Genomic DNA, 14,544 nt, shown 5'->3' with positions numbered 1-14,544 from the left:
CGCCTCGAAAGGGGCTCCGCCCTCACCTCGCGCAGGGATGACCCGGCCATGCGATCGATCCTTCTGATGCTGCTCGGCGTGCCCCTGCCGATCATCCTGCTGCTCGCCTTCTGCACGCATCACTTCTGAGCCGGCGGGAGCAGATCGGATGTCGGACCTCGTCCCCGAAGAGCACCAATCCGCCGTCAGCTGGGACGCCGTCCTGGCCGGCGCCGCGGCGAGCGTGGCCCTGCTGTTCGTGCTGGTGTCGCTGGCCGCCGGCCTTGGCCTGAAGATGGCCCCGCGCTGGCCGACCGGGCTGACCGCGGCCGACTTCACCCCGCTGGTCGGCGCGGTCTTCGTCGCCTGCCAGGTGGTGGCCAGCATGCTTGGCGGCTACCTGGCCGGACGGCTGCGGACCAAGTGGCTGCACGTCCATGACCACGAGGTGCATTTCCGTGACACCGCCCACGGCCTGCTGGCCTGGGCGACCAGCGTCGTGGCCCTGCTGCTGCTCGGCGCCCTGACCGCCTCGCCGCCGGTGAGCCCGCCCGACACCCTGGCCCCGGCCGAGCTGCTGCGCGCCGGCCAGATCGCCGCGCAGATCTCGCTGTTCCTGGGTATCGGCGCCCTGACCAGCGCCTTCGCCGCCAGCGTCGCCGCCGCGATCGGCGGCCTGCGGCGCGACGACATGCACCGGCTGCACCGCGCTTGAGGGCCGGATGCAACCTGCGGACAATTGGCCATACCAATTGCGCGGGAAACGCCCTGACGCCCTGGCCAAGGCCGCTTTCGACCTGATAGGGACGGAGCCCAGGACAGTCCGGGGGAAAGCTTCATGACGCCCAGCCGCCGCCAGATCGCGCGCGCCGCCACAGCCTTGCCCCTGCTGCTGGCTCTGGTCGCCGGCCCTGCCCTCGCCGCTCCACCTGAACGTTTCGACGTCGCCGTCACGGTCGACGACCTGCCCGACCACGGCGCCCTGCCGCCGGGCATGACCCGGCTGTCGATCACCCGGGACCACATGGCCCTCTTCAAGGCCCACGGCGTGGTCGAGGCCTTCGGCTTCGTCAACGCCGCCAACGCCAGGGATCCCGACAGCCTCGCCGCGCTGGACGCCTGGCGCGCCGCCGGCCATCAGCTGGGCAACCACACCGCCACCCACCTCAACATCGACAGGGCCGCCAGCCTCGACGCCTGGATCGCCGACCTGCAAGCCGGCGAGCCGGCCGTGGCCTCGCGGATGCAGGGCCAGGATTGGCGGTATCTGAGGTTTCCCAACCTTTCCACCGGCGCGACGCGCGAGCGCCACGACGGCGCGGCCGCCTGGCTTAAGGCCCACGGCTACAGGATCGCCCACGTCAGCGTCTCGTTCGACGACTGGGCCTATACCGACGCCTACGCCCGCTGCGCCGCCAAGAACGACACGGCCGCGATCAAGCTGATGGAAGACCAGTACCTCAAGGGCGTCGACGACGCCCTGGTGCGGATGCGGGCGGTGTCGCTGAAGGTCTACGGCCGGGTGATCCCCCAGGTGCTGCTGACCCATGTCGGCGGCTGGTCGGCGCGAATGCTGCCGCAGGTGCTCGACCGCCTCGACGCCGCCGGCGCCCGTTACGTGACCTTGGAAGCGGCCCAGAAGGACCCGGCCTATGCGCAAGCCGAGCAGTGGCTCGGCGGCGACGGGATCATGGAGCGCACGGCCCGCAACACCGGCGTCGACCTATCGGCCCTGCCGCCGCCGCTGAGCAAGCCGGTGGATCCGCAGGGGCTGTGTCGTTGAGAGCGTCCTAAGGCGGATGGCGGAGCGACAGGCCCGGCCCGACCTGCCGCCCCGCACCCCAGATCGTCATCCCGGCCGCAGCGCAGCGGAGAGCCGGGACCCAGGAGTCGCCGCATTGCGCCGGCCACCGCGAAGAAGCCTCTACGACAGTGCGGCCGCCCCTGGGTCCCGGATAAGCGCTGCGCGCTTTCCGGGATGACGGGCTGAAAGTTATGGGTCGAAAGAATCGAGCGCTCTACGCGATCAGCTCATACGCCGGCAGGGTCAGGAACTCCTCCATCCCCTCCTCCAGCACCATGCGGGTGAAGAGGTGCGCGGCTTCCTCCAGCTTCGGCGAGCCGTGCTCGCGGCGCAGGTCGCCCATCTCCTGGGTGAACAGGCCGATGAACAGCTCCGAAGTCAGCACGCGGCCGTCGTCGAGTTCGGCGGCCAGGCGCACCCACTGCCACAGCTGGGTGCGGCAGATCTCGGCGGTCGCCGCGTCCTCCATCAGGTTGTAGAGCGGCACGGCCCCGCGGCCTTCAAGCCAAGCCTGGGTGTAGCGGACGCCAACGCGGATGGCCTCGCGCACGCCGGTCTCGGTGCGGGCGCCGTCGTGCAGCTCCAGCATCTGGGCTTGCGTGATCTCCAGGCCCTCCAGCGTCTTGTCGAGCTGGTTGGGGGCCGGCATCAGGCGGTCGAAGACCTCCATGGCCACCGGCACGAGATCCGGGTGAGCGACCCAGGTGCCGTCGTGGCCGGCCCCGGCCTCGCGCTCCTTGTCGGCGCGGACCTTGGCGAAGGCGGCCTGGTTGGCGGCCTCGTCGCCCTTGACCGGGATCTGGGCGGCCATGCCCCCCATCGCGAAGGCGCCGCGACGGTGGCAGGTCTGGATCAGCTTCAGCGAATAGGCGCCCAGGAACGCCTTGCCCATCACCATGGCCGAGCGGTCCGGCGTCAGGAACTCAGGCCGGCGGCCCAGGCGCTTGATGAACGAGAAGATGTAGTCCCAGCGGCCGCAGTTGAGACCGACGATGTGGTCCTTCAGCTCGAACAGGATCTCGTCCATCTCGAAGGCGGCCGGGATCGTCTCGATCAGCACCGTGGCCTTGAAGGTCCCGACGGGCAGGCCCAGGGCCTCCTGGGCGCGGACGAACACCTCGTTCCACAGCCGCGCCTCGAGATGGCTCTCCAGCTTGGGCAGGTAGAAGTACGGGCCCGAGCCCTTGGCGATGGCGGCGTGGGCGTTGTGGAAGACATAGAGGCCGAAGTCGAACAGCGCGCCGGCGACAGGCGCGCCGTCGACTTCGAGGTGGCGTTCGGGAAGGTGCCAGCCGCGCGGCCGGACCTTCAGGACGGCCGGGTTGGCTCCCAGCGCGTAAGCCTTTCCGGACTTCGGATCGACGTGGTCCAAGACGCCGTTCCAGCGGTCCTTCAGGTTGACCTGACCCTCGACGACATTGGCCCAGGTGGGGGCCGTGGCGTCTTCGAAGTCGGCCATGAACACCTTGGCCCCGCAGTTGAGGGCGTTGATGATCATCTTGCGGTCGACCGGACCGGTGATCTCGACGCGGCGGTCCTGGAGGTCGGCCGGGATCGGCGCGACGGTCCAGTCGGCGGCGCGGACATGCGAGGTCTCGGCCAGGAAATCGGGCAGTTCGCCGGCGTCGAACCGGACCTGCCGGGCCTCGCGCGCGGCCAGCAGGGCGCGGCGGCGAGCGTCGAAGCGGCGGTGCAGGTCAGCCACGAAGGCCACGGCCTCGGGCGTCAGGATCTCTACCGCGCGACCCTCGATCGGACCGAGGATCTGGACGTTGGCGGCGATGTCGAGGGGCATGGCGTGTTCCGTGGTGTGGTGACGCGGAGGTACTGCAAATTTCGATAGGGCCCGGAGGCGGGCCGAAGCTCATCCAAGCCTATCCCAATTTCGCCTTCCTGGGCCTTGTGCCCAGGATCCAGGGGGGAGCCAGGCGCAGCGGCGGCCTTTTGAGCACGTCCGTCAACGCCTCGCGGGCCGACAGATGGATCCTGGGCACGAGGCCCAGGAAGGCAATGGAAAGGTGCTTTGAGAGTGGCGGATGAAGGGAGGAAGCAGGCGCCTCCCTCCCCGCTACACATCGAGCGTCTTACGCGCTCTTTTCAGTGGCCCGGATGGTCGGGACGATCTGGTCGCCCCAATTGCCCGAGCCGTCGTGGTGGCGCGAGGTGCGCACCAGTTCGACCGAGTAGCCGGCCTCGATGGCGCGGCGGACGGCTTCGTTGAGGCGGTGAGAGGCCTCGGCGAGACGGTCCACGGCGCGGTCCTGGGCCGACGAATCCGGCATGGCGGCGGGAGCGAATTGCGTGACGTTGGTCATGACGTTTCTCCTCAGTTCGGGCTTTGGGGGACTTTGGGGATCGACACTCAGACTACGCCCCACCTCCGAGCTTCCCCGCGAAGGCGGGGATCCAAGCGAAGCTGGCGGGCCTGTCACGGCGCGTGCTCCATCCTGGAAGTCAGCTTGGGTCCCCGCCTTCGCGGGGATCTGACGGTGAAAACGGGCGCCGAAGCTTGAATGCCGATCCGGTTGGGGGTTGAAGCTCGCCGCTATTCGGCGGCGAACTGGTTCATGGTGTTGGCGCCGCCGCCGGCCTTCAGGGCGCGCTCGCCGGCGACCATTTCCTTGAAGCTGTCGCCGAGGTCGGAGCCGACCTCGTGCTGGTGCTTCACGGCCGACACGCCGCGACGGATTTCCTCGCGCTGCACCGTGTTGACGTAGGCGCGCATGCGGCCTTCGCCGAAGTAGCCGCGCGACAGCTCGTCCATGCTCTTGGCGGTCAGGTGGAAGGTCGGCAGGGTGATCAGGTTGTGGAACACCCCGGCCCGGGCGGCGATGTCGACCTGGAAGCGCGCCAGGCGCTCGTCGGTCTCGCGACCCAGGTCGCTGTCGTCCAGGTCGGCCGACATCAGGGCCGCGCCTTCCGGATAGCTGTCCGCATGGATCTTGCCCTCGGCGATCCACTGGTCGCGCACCTGCTTGCGCAGATTGAGCGTCCAGTTGAACGACGGCGAGTTGTTGTAGGTCAGCTTGGCGTTCGGCACGGCCTTGCGGACCTCGGCCACCATCGAGGCGATCTCGTCGACATTGGGGGTGTCGGTCTCGATCCACAGCAGGTCGGCGCCGCCCTGGGTGAGCGAGGCGATGCAGTCCTCGATGACGCGGGCCCGGCCAGTGCCGTCCTGGAAGGCGAACAGGCCGTTGGGCATACGCACCGGCTTCTGGAACTCGCCGTCGCGGTACAGGGCCAGCTCGCCCGGCTGGATCGGGTTTTCCGGCGTGATCGCCTCGGTCTTCAGCCACTTGATGTAGTCCGAAGCCAGGTCGCCCGGCTCCTGGCTGACCGGGATCTTCTGGGTCAGGCCCGCGCCCAGGCTGTCGGTGCGGGCGACGATGACGCCCTCGTCGACGCCCAGCTCCTCGAAGGCCAGGCGGCAGGCGCGCAGCTTCTCGATGAAGTCCTCGCGCGGCACGGTGACCTTGCCGTCCTGGTGGCCGCACTGCTTGGCGTCGGAGACCTGGTTCTCGATCTGCAGGCAGCAGGCGCCGGCCTTGATCATCTCCTTGGCCAGCAGGTAGGTGGCGTTCTCGTTGCCGAAGCCGGCGTCGATGTCGGCGATGATCGGAACGACGTGGGTCTCGAAGCCGTCGATGGCCTTGATCGCGGCCTGTTCGGCGACCTGGTCGCCGGCCTTGCGGGCGGCGGTCAGGGCCTTGAAGAGGTCGTTGATGGCCACTTCGTCGGCCTGGCGCAGCGAGACGTAGATCTCTTCGATCAGGTCGACGACCGAGGTCTTCTCGTGCATCGACTGGTCCGGCAGGTGACCGAAGCGGTTGCGCAGGCCGGCGACCATCCAGCCCGACAGATAGACGTAGGCGCCCTTGGTGGTGCCGCGCAGGCGCTTGACCGACTTGATCATCTGCTGGGCGTGGAAGCCCGACCAGCAGCCCAGCGACTGGGTGAACTGGCTGCTGTCCTTGTCATAGGCGGCCATGTCGGCGCGCATGACGGTCGCCATGTCGCGGGCGATGTCCAGGTGCGTCGAATAGGTGTTCTGCAGCTTCAGCTGGATGATGTCGTCGATGGCGACGCCGCCCGGCGTCAGGCCCTGCGGGTAGCGGGCGAGGAGGTCCTGGCGGTGCTCGGCGTAGGTCTTGCGCATGGTCGTCGTACTTCCCCATCGGGGCCCGCTGATTGGGAGGCGGGCGTGATTTCGTCTTGGGGAGCTAACGCGGCGAGGCTGATACGGTCGAACCTATTGAAGACGATTTGTCATGAATTGACTTTGTGTAATTTGTAAATCCGTGACAACGTGACACTCATGGTCACGACGACGGACAAGAAGCTTTTCCTGGGCGGCCGGCTCAAGCGGCTGCGGCGCGACATCGGCGTCACCCAGGCCCGCATGGCCGAGGAACTGGGCGTCTCGCCCAGCTACCTGAACCTGCTGGAACGCAACCAGCGGCCGGTCACCGCCCAGATGCTGCTGCGGCTGGCGGAAGCCTACGACCTGGACCTGCGCACCCTGTCGGCCGACGATCCCGGCGGCGGCGCGGGGCTGGAAGAGGTGCTGGCCGACAAGATGTTCGCCGACCTCGGCATCGGCCGCCACGAGGCCGCCGAGGTGGCCGAGCTGTCGCCGGGCCTGGCGGAGGCGGTGGCCCGCCTCTACCGCGCCTATCTCGATCGCGGCCGGATGATCGACCTGGGCGCCTTCGAGCGGCCGGACGGAACGCCGGCCGTCTCGTCCTCGCCCACCGACTGGGTGCGCGATCTGGTCGGCTCGCAGCGCAACCACTTCGCCGAGCTGGAAACGGCGGCCGAGGCCATTGTCGCGGCGCTGGACGCCGACCCGCAGGACCTGGGCCCCGCCGTGCGCGAGCGACTCCTGGATAGGTTCGGCATCCAGGTGCGGGTCATGCCGGTCGAGGTGATGTCCGGCTCGCTGCGCCGCTACGACCACCACCGCAAGCGGCTGATGGTGTCGGAGACCCTGGCCCCGGCCAGCCGCATCTTCGCCATGTGCTACCAGCTGGGCCTGATGGAGGCGCCGGACGCCCTCACCCGCCTGGCCGACCGCTTCGCCGCGCCGGACCGGGCCACGCGGCAGCTGCTGAAGGTGTTCCTCGACAACTACCTCGCCGCGGCGATCATGATGCCCTACGAGCCGTTCCACGCGGCCATGGAGGCGACCGGCTACGACATCGAGCGGGCCCGCCCGCGGTTCGGCGTCAGCTACGAGCAGGCCGCCCAGCGGCTGACCACGCTCAGTCGCCCGGGCGCGCGGGGCGTGCCGTTCTTCATGATGCGGCTGGACGCGGCGGGGAACATCTCCAAGCGCTTCGCCGCCGGCCCCTTCCCGTTCTCGCGCTTCGGCGGCGCCTGCCCGCGCTGGAACGTCCACGACAGCTTCAAGACCCCCGGCCGCATCGTCACCCAGGTGATCGAGACCCCGGACGGCGCCCGCTACTTCACCCTGTCGCGCACCGTGCGGCGGGTGTCGGGCCTGCAGGCGGGGCTGGAGGACGAGCTGGTGATCGGCCTGGGCTGCGAGCTGAAATACGCGGCCAAGCTGGTCTACGCCCGGGGCCTCGACATCGCCTCGCCGGTGACCGTCGAGATCGGCCCCTCCTGCCGCATCTGCGAACGCCCCGCCTGCCCCCAGCGCGCGGCGGCGCCGATCAATCGGACGCTGCTGGTGGAGGAGGCCAGCAAGTCGGTGACGCCGTTCCCGTTCGCGCGGTGATCGCGATCTCGGCCTTTCCATAACCTCCCGTCATTCCCGCCCTTGTGGCGGGAAACCCTCTGTCAGCTGCAAGGGCAGAAGGGGCGGACTGCTAAGCAGTCCGCTGGCGCCTCACGTGCGTACGGAACCAGGGGTTCCCGCCACAAGGGCGGGAATGACGGGAGAAGGCGGATGGCGGGGACCAGCCCCCTCACCGCGGCATCGTCGTCGCCTGCCGGCGCACCACATGGCATCGCGTCGCGCCGAACTTCGTAGCGCAGAAGCCCGTCTCGTCCGAGCCCGGACGGATCACCGCCCAGCGGTCGCGATCGCACTGATGCCAGTGCTCGCGAAAAGCCCCGCGGTCGTCATAGGCGAACACCAGGACGTCCCCGTCGGTGTAGAACCGAGTCATGCCGGTGAAGCCGCCGAAGCTGGTCTTGCCGTTGACCACGCCGCAGACCCGGCCGCCGCGCATCATCCACACCCCGCCCAACTCCAGGTCCCGCGACTGCTTCAGCCGCGCCACCAGCGCTGGATGCACCACCGACCAGCGCTGAGCGGCCTGCGCCCGCGCCGGTTCCAGCGCCTCGCCCTTGGCCGGCGGCAGCGCGCCCATGGCCCGCTCGAAGCGGACGAAGTCGAAGACGGCGTAGGCCAGGGCGGCCAGCAGGCTCACGGCCAGCGCCGCGCCGAGGATGCGCCAGGCCAGGACGGCGCGCTTGCGGCCCGCATTGGCGTCGGGGACGGGCAGGACGAACGACACGGGCGATTTCCTCGTGGAGCCACGAGTAGATTACACATGTAGTTTAAAATCGCACAACCCTGCATTTTGATCGTCATCCCGGCCGGAGCGCGAAGCGCGCAGAGCCGGGACCCAGGGGCCGCCGCACCACATCGGCAACCTCGGGAGCGGCGAACCCAAGCGCGGAGCCCAGTCCCCTGGGTCCCGGATAAGCCCTGCGGGCTTTCCGGGATGACGAGGGGTTGGGAAAGCAAGAAGGGGCGCAAGCCCCCTACTGCGCCAACGCCTCGACGTGCCGGCTCAGCGGCGGCGGGGTGACGCCGTCGACGAACACGCGGGCTTCGCCGCCGGGCACGCGGAAGGGCGGCACGTCCAGGCCGCGCGGCGTCAGGGTCCAGACCGCCAGGATGGTCACCGCAGTCAGGGCGGCGATGGTGACCGTCAGGCCCTCGGCGGCGACCGGGCCGGGTCCGGCCAGCACCCGCACGCGGGCGACCAGCGGGTGGCGGCCGAAGGCGCAGGCCAGGGGCGAGGCGGCCGTGCAGGCGTGGGCCTTCATCAGGGTCTCGGCGTAGCGCTTGCGGGCCTTGGGCGTCAGGGCCACGACGTCGGCGTCGCAGGCGATCTCCTGGTCCAGGCGGGCGATGGCCGCGCCCAGGTGGACGAAGGGATTCAGCCAGCCCAGCACCTGGCAGGCGGTGATGATCAGGTTGCCGCGCGGGTCGCCGCGCCGCATGTGGGCGCGCTCGTGAGCCAGAACCAGCTCGCGCTCGGCCGCATCGAAGCGCTTGGCGAAGTCGTGGGGAATGACCAGGCGCGGACAGAAGACGCCCATCACCGCCGGTCCCTCCAGCCCGGCGCGGGCGCGGGCGCGGAAGGCCCGCTCGGCCAGGGCGATCAGGCCGGCCAGGCCGACGACCCCGACGACCCACACCGTCAGCATGGCCACGGCCAGCAGGCGCTCGGGCGGCTGGGCCGCCGCGCCCGCCTTCAGGGCCTCCGACAGGCTGGGGAAGATGCTGACCAGGGCCGCGATCGGCGCCAGGCGCCACAGCTTGTAGACCGCCTCGGGGCCGACCAGGCGGCGCACCGGAACCCGCAGCGCCAGGACCAGCAGCACCCCGGCGGCGGCGGCGAACTGCACGCGCAGCAGGGTCAGGGCCAGCAGATCAACCAGCATCGTCCAGCTCCGCGATCAGCTGTTTCAGCTGCTTGACCTCGTCGGGCGACAGCGAGCGGTGCTTGGCGAAATGCGCCACCAGGGGGGTGAGCCGGCCATCAAACAACCGGTCGAGCAGCCCCTGACTCTCGCTCTGCAGATACTCGGCCCGGCTGACGATCGGCACATAGCGCACGCGGCCGTCGATGCGGCGCGACTCGATGGCCTTGCGCTTGAGCAGGCGGTTGATCAGCGTCTTGACCGTGGCCTCGCCCCAGCTCTGCGGGGCGGCGACGGCCTCGAGGATCTCCTCGACGGTCAGAGGGCTCTGGGTCCAGAGCGCCTCCATGACGTGGCTTTCGGCTTGGGTGATGCTCATGACGGCCCGCTACTCTGTTGCGGGAATGATTACGCCCGTAAATGACATCGTCAAGCGATGCTTGGCGCTCGGGACCGGGCGGGTAAGAGTGGCGCCATGACTCGTCCGCTCTCTCCCTTGCCAATTCCCCTGAGCGGGCGCCTCGCCCCCTGCGGCCCGATCATCGATCCCAAGGCCGCCGAACGGGCCCATGAGGGCATCGCCCGCCGCGCCGGCGAGCGAATGGCGAGCATCGACGCCGCCTGGCCGGCCCTGGCCCCGGTGTTCGCCGCCTCGCCCTATCTCGCAGGCCTGGCCCGTCGCGACGGCGCGCGCCTGCCGACGATCCTGGAGAGCGATCCGCAGGCCCGGCTGTCGGACATCCTGGCGGCCGCCGAGGCCGTCGCCGCCGAGCCGGACTTCGAGACCGCCCGCAAAACCCTCCGTGAGCTGAAGGCCGACCTGCACCTGCTGACCGCCCTCGCCGACCTGGGCGGCGTCTGGGACCTGGACGCGGTGACCGGCGCCCTCACCCGCTTCGCCGACGCCAGCCTGCACGCGGCCCTGGCCCAAGCCGCCCGGGTGGAGGTGGCGCGCGGCGCCCTCACCCATGTCGGAGACGGCGAGGACGGCCCGATCCCGGGCCTGTTCTGCATCGCCATGGGCAAGCACGGCGCCCATGAGCTGAACTATTCCAGCGACATCGACTTTTCGATCTTCTACGCGCCCGAGGCCCTACCGGTCAGCGACGGGACCGAGCCGCAGGGCGTGGCCGTGCGCCTGACCCAGCACCTGGGCCGGATGCTGGCCGAGCGCACCGCCGACGGCTACGTCTTCCGCATCGACCTGCGCCTGCGCCCCGACCCGTCCTCAACCCCGCCGGCCATGCCGATCGACGCGGCCTTGGACTACTACGAGAGCGTCGGCCAGAACTGGGAGCGAGCGGCCCACATCAAGGCCCGGATCGCGGCCGGCGACCTGGCGCGCGGCGAGGCGTTCCTGGACGAACTGCAGCCCTTCATCTGGCGGCGCAATCTCGACTTCGCCGCCATCGCCGACATCCATTCGATCAAGCGCCAGATCCACGCCTACAAGGTGGACGAGCGGCTGGAGGCCAAGGGCGCCGACCTGAAGCTGGGTCGCGGCGGCATCCGCGAGATCGAGTTCTTCGTCCAGACCCAGCAGTTGATCCTCGGCGGCCGCCACCCGGACCTGCGCAGCCCGCGCACCCTGGACGCCCTGGCCGCCCTGCGCGACGCCGGCCATGTCACGCCCGACGACTGCGCCTATCTGACCGCCGCCTATCATGACCTGCGGGCCCTGGAGCACCGGGCCCAGATGATCGCCGACGACCAGACCCACAAGCTGCCGGAGTCCGACGCCGACCGGAAGAAGGTCGCCGCCCTGTGGGACCACGGCAATCTGCGCAGCTTCGACGCCGCCGTCGGCAAGATGCTGAAGGGCGTCAACCAGCGCTACGGCGCCCTGTTCAAGGGCGAGGAGGAGCTGTCGTCGCGGTTCGGGAGTCTCGTCTTCACCGGCGTCGAGGACGATCCGGAGACCCTGGCCACCCTCAAGCGCATGGGTTTCTCGGCCCCCGATCGGGTCGCCGCCACCATCCGGGGCTGGCACCACGGCCATATCGCGGCCACTCGCACCGAGCGCAGCCGCGAGCTGTTCACGCGCCTGGCCCCCCGCCTGCTGGACGCGGCCAACGCCACGGGCGCGCCGGACGCGGCCTTCAACCGCTTCGGCGATTTCTTCTCGTCGCTGAGCTCGGGCGTGCAGATCCAGTCGCTGTTCCTGGCCCAGCCGCGGCTGTTCGAGCTGGTGGTGCAGGTCATGGCCTTCGCCCCGCGCCTGGCCACGACCCTGGCCCGCCGGCCGACCGCGCTGGACGCCCTGCTGGATCCGGCCTTCTTCGGCCCGATGGAGGTTCCCGCCGACATCCCGTGGGACCCGGCCGAGTTCGAGCCGTCTATGGACGCGGCCCGGCGCCTGTTCCGCGACCAGTCGTTCCGGATCGGGGTGCGGGTGATGAGCGGCACGGCCGACGCCCGCGACGTGGGCCGCGCCTTCGCCGACCTCGGCGACCTGATCGTCGGCGGCCTGGCGCCGGCCGCCTTGGCCGAGGTCGAGCGGCTGGGCGGCGCCTTCCCCGGGCAGGTGGCCGTGGTCGCCCTGGGCAAGGCCGGCTCGCGCGAGATGACAGCCAAGTCGGACCTCGACCTGATGACCCTCTACGCCGCCGACGACCCGGCCGGTCTGTCGGAGGTGAAGGGCTGGAGCGCCGATGTCTTCTACGCCCGCTTCACCCAGCGCCTGACCTCGGCCCTGTCGGCCCCGACCGCCGAGGGCACGCTCTACGAGGTCGATTTGAAGCTGCGCCCCTCGGGCAGCAAGGGTCCGGTGGCCGTCAGCTTCACCGCCTTCGAGGACTATTACGAGCGCGAGTCCGAGACCTGGGAGCTCTTGGCCCTGACCCGCGCCCGGGTGATCTGGGCCAGTTCGCCGGACTTCAAGACGCGGGCCGAGGGCGCGATCGAGGCCGCCCTGCGCCGCCCCCGCGACGTGGCCAAAACCGCCGCCGACGTGCTCGACATGCGCGACCTGATGGAGCGCGAGCGGCCGGGCAAGGGACCGTGGGATCTCAAGCTGGAGCCCGGCGGCCTGGTCGACATCGAGTTCATCGCCCAGTTCCTGCAACTGGCCCACGGACCAGACGGCGGCCCCCTGGCGCAGAACACGGGCGAGGCCCTGTCGGCCCTGATCGCGGCGGGTCTGGCCGACAAGGCCTCGCTCAACGCGGCCCTGTCGGCCTGGCGGCTCGAGCAGGACCTGTCGCAGCTGATCAAGGTGGCGCTGGAGGACGGCGGCGATCCGGAAAGCGAGCCCAAGGCCTTCCGGGCGCTGCTGGCCCGGGCGGGCCACGTGACCCAGTTCCGCTCGCTGAAGGCCAAGCTGCTGAAGGCCAAGGCCGAGGCGCGGGCGGCGTTCGAGGCGGTCGTGAAGGCGTAGGGCGAAAGGCCTTCAAAGACCAAATTCATCGTCATCCCGGCCGCAGCGCAGCGGAGAGCCGGGACCCAGGGGCGGCCGCAGTGCAGTGGCCCCTGGGTCCCGGGTCTGCGGTCCGCTTCGCGGCCCTACGCCCGGGATGACGATATAATTTCCGGTCGGCTCTAGTACGCCGGCTCGGGCTGTTTCGCGTCGCCCTTAACGAGGGCCAGATAGGCCTCGTCGGTGGTGAAGGGGATCTCCTTCACGTCGATCAGCACGCTCTTGTTGGAGCCGACGATCAGGATCTTGGGCAGGTAGAAGCCCTTGAACGTGTTCTGCACGGCGTAGGGCGTCGCGCCCGGGGCCAGGGGGCCGGTCCAGCCCATGACCTCGATGGCCAGGCCGCCGACGAACTCGTTGTCGCGGACCAGCTGGATGCCGCTGGTGTAGTTCGGCGCCGCGCCCTGGACCTTGACGCTGAAGAAGCCCGGCGTGCGCAGGCCGGTCCAGACGTAGGTCGCCTCGGCGGTGTCGAAAGGTTCGGGACCATAGAAACCCATCACGTGTCTCCTCTGGTTGTTGATCGCCTCGCTGGGCGACGGGCGCATCGATACGCGCCTCGGAAAACACAATCTGTGCGCGCATTCACAAGATATCCATTTGAAGCTGCACCATGGCGACCTTCGCGCGAAACGGTCGTGAAAAAGGCGCGCGGCCTCGTAAACCTTGGCCTCGTCCCATACGTATCTTCCAGGCCAAGCCCGGAGACCCCGCGATGCTGATCCGCCACCGCCCCGACCTTACCGAGAACGACGTCACCGACCGGGGCCTCTATCTGCGACGGCGCGAGTTCATCGCCGGCGCGGCGGGGCTTGGGCTGGCGGGGCTGGGCGGAGCGGCGGCCGCCGCGCCGCTGGCCTTCACGAAGGGCTTCTCGACCCAGGAAAAGCCGACGCCGAAGGACGACGTCACCAGCTACAACAACTTCTACGAATTCGGGGTCGACAAGTCCGACCCCGCCGAAAACGCCGGCAAGCTGAAGACTCGCCCCTGGACCGTCCGCGTCGACGGCGCCTGCGAGGCCCCGCGTACCTTCGACATCGACGAACTGATCAAGGGCCAGAAGCTGGAGGAGCGCATCTATCGCCTGCGCTGCGTCGAGGGCTGGTCGATGGTCATCCCCTGGGTCGGCTTTCCGCTGAAGGACCTGATCGCGGCGGTCAAACCCACCTCAAAGGCCAAGTTCGTCGCCTTCGAGACCCTGATGCGGCCCTCGGAAATGACCGGCCAGCGCTGGGACGTGCTGCAATGGCCCTATCGCGAGGGCCTGCGGATCGACGAGGCGACCCACCCGCTGGCCCTGATCGCTGTCGGCCTCTACGGCGAGACCCTGCCCAACCAGAACGGCGCGCCGCTGCGGCTGGTCGTGCCATGGAAGTACGGCTTCAAGAGCATCAAGTCGATCACCCGCATCAGCCTGGTCGAGCGCCAGCCGCCTACCGCCTGGAACCTGTCGGCGCCGCGCGAATACGGCTTCTATTCCAACGTCAATCCAGCCGTGGACCACCCCCGCTGGTCGCAGGCCTCCGAGCGCCGGATCGGCGAGTTCCGACGGCGCGAGACGCTGGCCTTCAACGGCTATGGCGAGTGGGTGGCGGACATGTACCGCGGCATGGATCTGAAGAAGTTCTACTGATGGCGCAGCCCCCTCAGTCGGCTTCGCCGACAGCTCCCCCAGAGGGGGAGCATCTTGTTGCGCGGCGCAGATCCTCCCCCTCTG

At 69.5% G+C, this 14,544-nt stretch carries 12 protein-coding genes and 1 pseudogene; 6 read left to right on the top strand and 7 right to left on the bottom strand.

Going from position 1 to position 14,544, the window contains the following annotated elements:
- Positions 1–148: 148 nt before the first annotated feature.
- Both AC2YHT_RS02440 and AC2YHT_RS02435 read left to right on the top strand, forming a co-directional pair.
- Entirely contained in the window at positions 149–694 is a 546-nt protein-coding gene (locus tag AC2YHT_RS02440) for a hypothetical protein (RefSeq protein ID WP_487288006.1), read from the top strand.
- Positions 695–817: 123 nt separating this feature from the next.
- On the top strand, positions 818–1,762 hold the full coding sequence (locus AC2YHT_RS02435; RefSeq protein WP_487288005.1) for a polysaccharide deacetylase family protein: 945 nt from the start codon (positions 818–820) through the stop codon (positions 1,760–1,762).
- A 235-nt stretch (positions 1,763–1,997) separates the two neighbouring features.
- Here AC2YHT_RS02435 and aceB read toward each other — a convergent pair whose 3' ends face one another.
- The 3 genes from aceB to AC2YHT_RS02420 form a co-directional block, all read right to left on the bottom strand.
- Complete coding sequence (gene aceB, locus AC2YHT_RS02430) at positions 1,998–3,578, bottom strand: malate synthase A (protein ID WP_487288004.1); 1,581 nt, start codon at positions 3,576–3,578, stop codon at positions 1,998–2,000.
- Positions 3,579–3,867: 289 nt separating this feature from the next.
- The gene (locus AC2YHT_RS02425) at positions 3,868–4,098 is read right to left on the bottom strand and encodes a hypothetical protein (protein WP_408611073.1); all 231 of its coding nucleotides are present in this window, start codon (positions 4,096–4,098) and stop codon (positions 3,868–3,870) included.
- 230 nt (positions 4,099–4,328) lie between these two features.
- Positions 4,329–5,942: an isocitrate lyase gene (locus AC2YHT_RS02420; protein ID WP_487288003.1), complete on the bottom strand. Its 1,614-nt coding sequence runs from the start codon at positions 5,940–5,942 to the stop codon at positions 4,329–4,331.
- A 159-nt stretch (positions 5,943–6,101) separates the two neighbouring features.
- Between AC2YHT_RS02420 and AC2YHT_RS02415 the strand changes: the two genes are divergently transcribed.
- Positions 6,102–7,526: a helix-turn-helix domain-containing protein gene (locus tag AC2YHT_RS02415; RefSeq protein WP_487288002.1), complete on the top strand. Its 1,425-nt coding sequence runs from the start codon at positions 6,102–6,104 to the stop codon at positions 7,524–7,526.
- A 190-nt stretch (positions 7,527–7,716) separates the two neighbouring features.
- Here the strand turns inward: AC2YHT_RS02415 and AC2YHT_RS02410 are convergent, their stop codons facing one another.
- The 3 genes from AC2YHT_RS02410 to AC2YHT_RS02400 all read right to left on the bottom strand — a co-directional run bounded on the left by AC2YHT_RS02410 (position 7,717) and on the right by AC2YHT_RS02400 (position 9,788).
- On the bottom strand, positions 7,717–8,271 hold the full coding sequence (locus tag AC2YHT_RS02410; RefSeq protein ID WP_487288001.1) for a hypothetical protein: 555 nt from the start codon (positions 8,269–8,271) through the stop codon (positions 7,717–7,719).
- A 250-nt stretch (positions 8,272–8,521) separates the two neighbouring features.
- A complete protein-coding gene (locus AC2YHT_RS02405; RefSeq protein ID WP_487288000.1) occupies positions 8,522–9,430 on the bottom strand; it encodes a M56 family metallopeptidase in 909 nt (302 codons plus the stop codon).
- Entirely contained in the window at positions 9,420–9,788 is a 369-nt protein-coding gene (locus tag AC2YHT_RS02400) for a BlaI/MecI/CopY family transcriptional regulator (RefSeq protein ID WP_110120712.1), read from the bottom strand. Before AC2YHT_RS02400 ends, AC2YHT_RS02405 begins: the two co-directional genes overlap by 11 nt.
- Positions 9,789–9,884: 96 nt before the next feature.
- On the opposite strand from AC2YHT_RS02400, the gene AC2YHT_RS02395 reads away from it, so the two are divergent.
- Entirely contained in the window at positions 9,885–12,785 is a 2,901-nt protein-coding gene (locus AC2YHT_RS02395; protein ID WP_487287999.1) for a bifunctional [glutamine synthetase] adenylyltransferase/[glutamine synthetase]-adenylyl-L-tyrosine phosphorylase, read from the top strand.
- 32 nt (positions 12,786–12,817) lie between these two features.
- Positions 12,818–12,925: pseudogene (locus AC2YHT_RS02390) on the top strand (hypothetical protein); the annotation flags it as partial.
- Between the two features lie 21 nt (positions 12,926–12,946).
- Here the strand turns inward: AC2YHT_RS02390 and AC2YHT_RS02385 are convergent.
- Entirely contained in the window at positions 12,947–13,372 is a 426-nt protein-coding gene (locus AC2YHT_RS02385; RefSeq protein ID WP_487287998.1) for a hypothetical protein, read from the bottom strand.
- A 167-nt stretch (positions 13,373–13,539) separates the two neighbouring features.
- On the opposite strand from AC2YHT_RS02385, the gene msrP reads away from it, so the two are divergent.
- Entirely contained in the window at positions 13,540–14,460 is a 921-nt protein-coding gene (msrP, locus tag AC2YHT_RS02380; RefSeq protein ID WP_487287997.1) for a protein-methionine-sulfoxide reductase catalytic subunit MsrP, read from the top strand.
- Positions 14,461–14,544 lie beyond the last annotated feature (84 nt).

Source organism: Caulobacter sp. SRI_008 (assembly GCF_057586355.1).
The sequence above is the reverse complement of the archived record's forward strand: the minus strand, read 5'-3'. Positions and strand labels throughout refer to the sequence as shown.

Coding starts and splice junctions, on each gene's coding strand:
- AC2YHT_RS02440 (WP_487288006.1), top strand. CDS start 149: ATGTCGGACCTCGTCCCCGAAGAGCACCAATCCGCCGTCAGCTGGGAC.
- AC2YHT_RS02435 (WP_487288005.1), top strand. CDS start 818: ATGACGCCCAGCCGCCGCCAGATCGCGCGCGCCGCCACAGCCTTGCCC.
- aceB (WP_487288004.1), bottom strand. CDS start 3,578: ATGCCCCTCGACATCGCCGCCAACGTCCAGATCCTCGGTCCGATCGAG.
- AC2YHT_RS02425 (WP_408611073.1), bottom strand. CDS start 4,098: ATGACCAACGTCACGCAATTCGCTCCCGCCGCCATGCCGGATTCGTCG.
- AC2YHT_RS02420 (WP_487288003.1), bottom strand. CDS start 5,942: ATGCGCAAGACCTACGCCGAGCACCGCCAGGACCTCCTCGCCCGCTAC.
- AC2YHT_RS02415 (WP_487288002.1), top strand. CDS start 6,102: ATGGTCACGACGACGGACAAGAAGCTTTTCCTGGGCGGCCGGCTCAAG.
- AC2YHT_RS02405 (WP_487288000.1), bottom strand. CDS start 9,430: ATGCTGGTTGATCTGCTGGCCCTGACCCTGCTGCGCGTGCAGTTCGCC.
- AC2YHT_RS02400 (WP_110120712.1), bottom strand. CDS start 9,788: ATGAGCATCACCCAAGCCGAAAGCCACGTCATGGAGGCGCTCTGGACC.
- AC2YHT_RS02395 (WP_487287999.1), top strand. CDS start 9,885: ATGACTCGTCCGCTCTCTCCCTTGCCAATTCCCCTGAGCGGGCGCCTC.
- AC2YHT_RS02385 (WP_487287998.1), bottom strand. CDS start 13,372: ATGCGCCCGTCGCCCAGCGAGGCGATCAACAACCAGAGGAGACACGTG.
- msrP (WP_487287997.1), top strand. CDS start 13,540: ATGCTGATCCGCCACCGCCCCGACCTTACCGAGAACGACGTCACCGAC.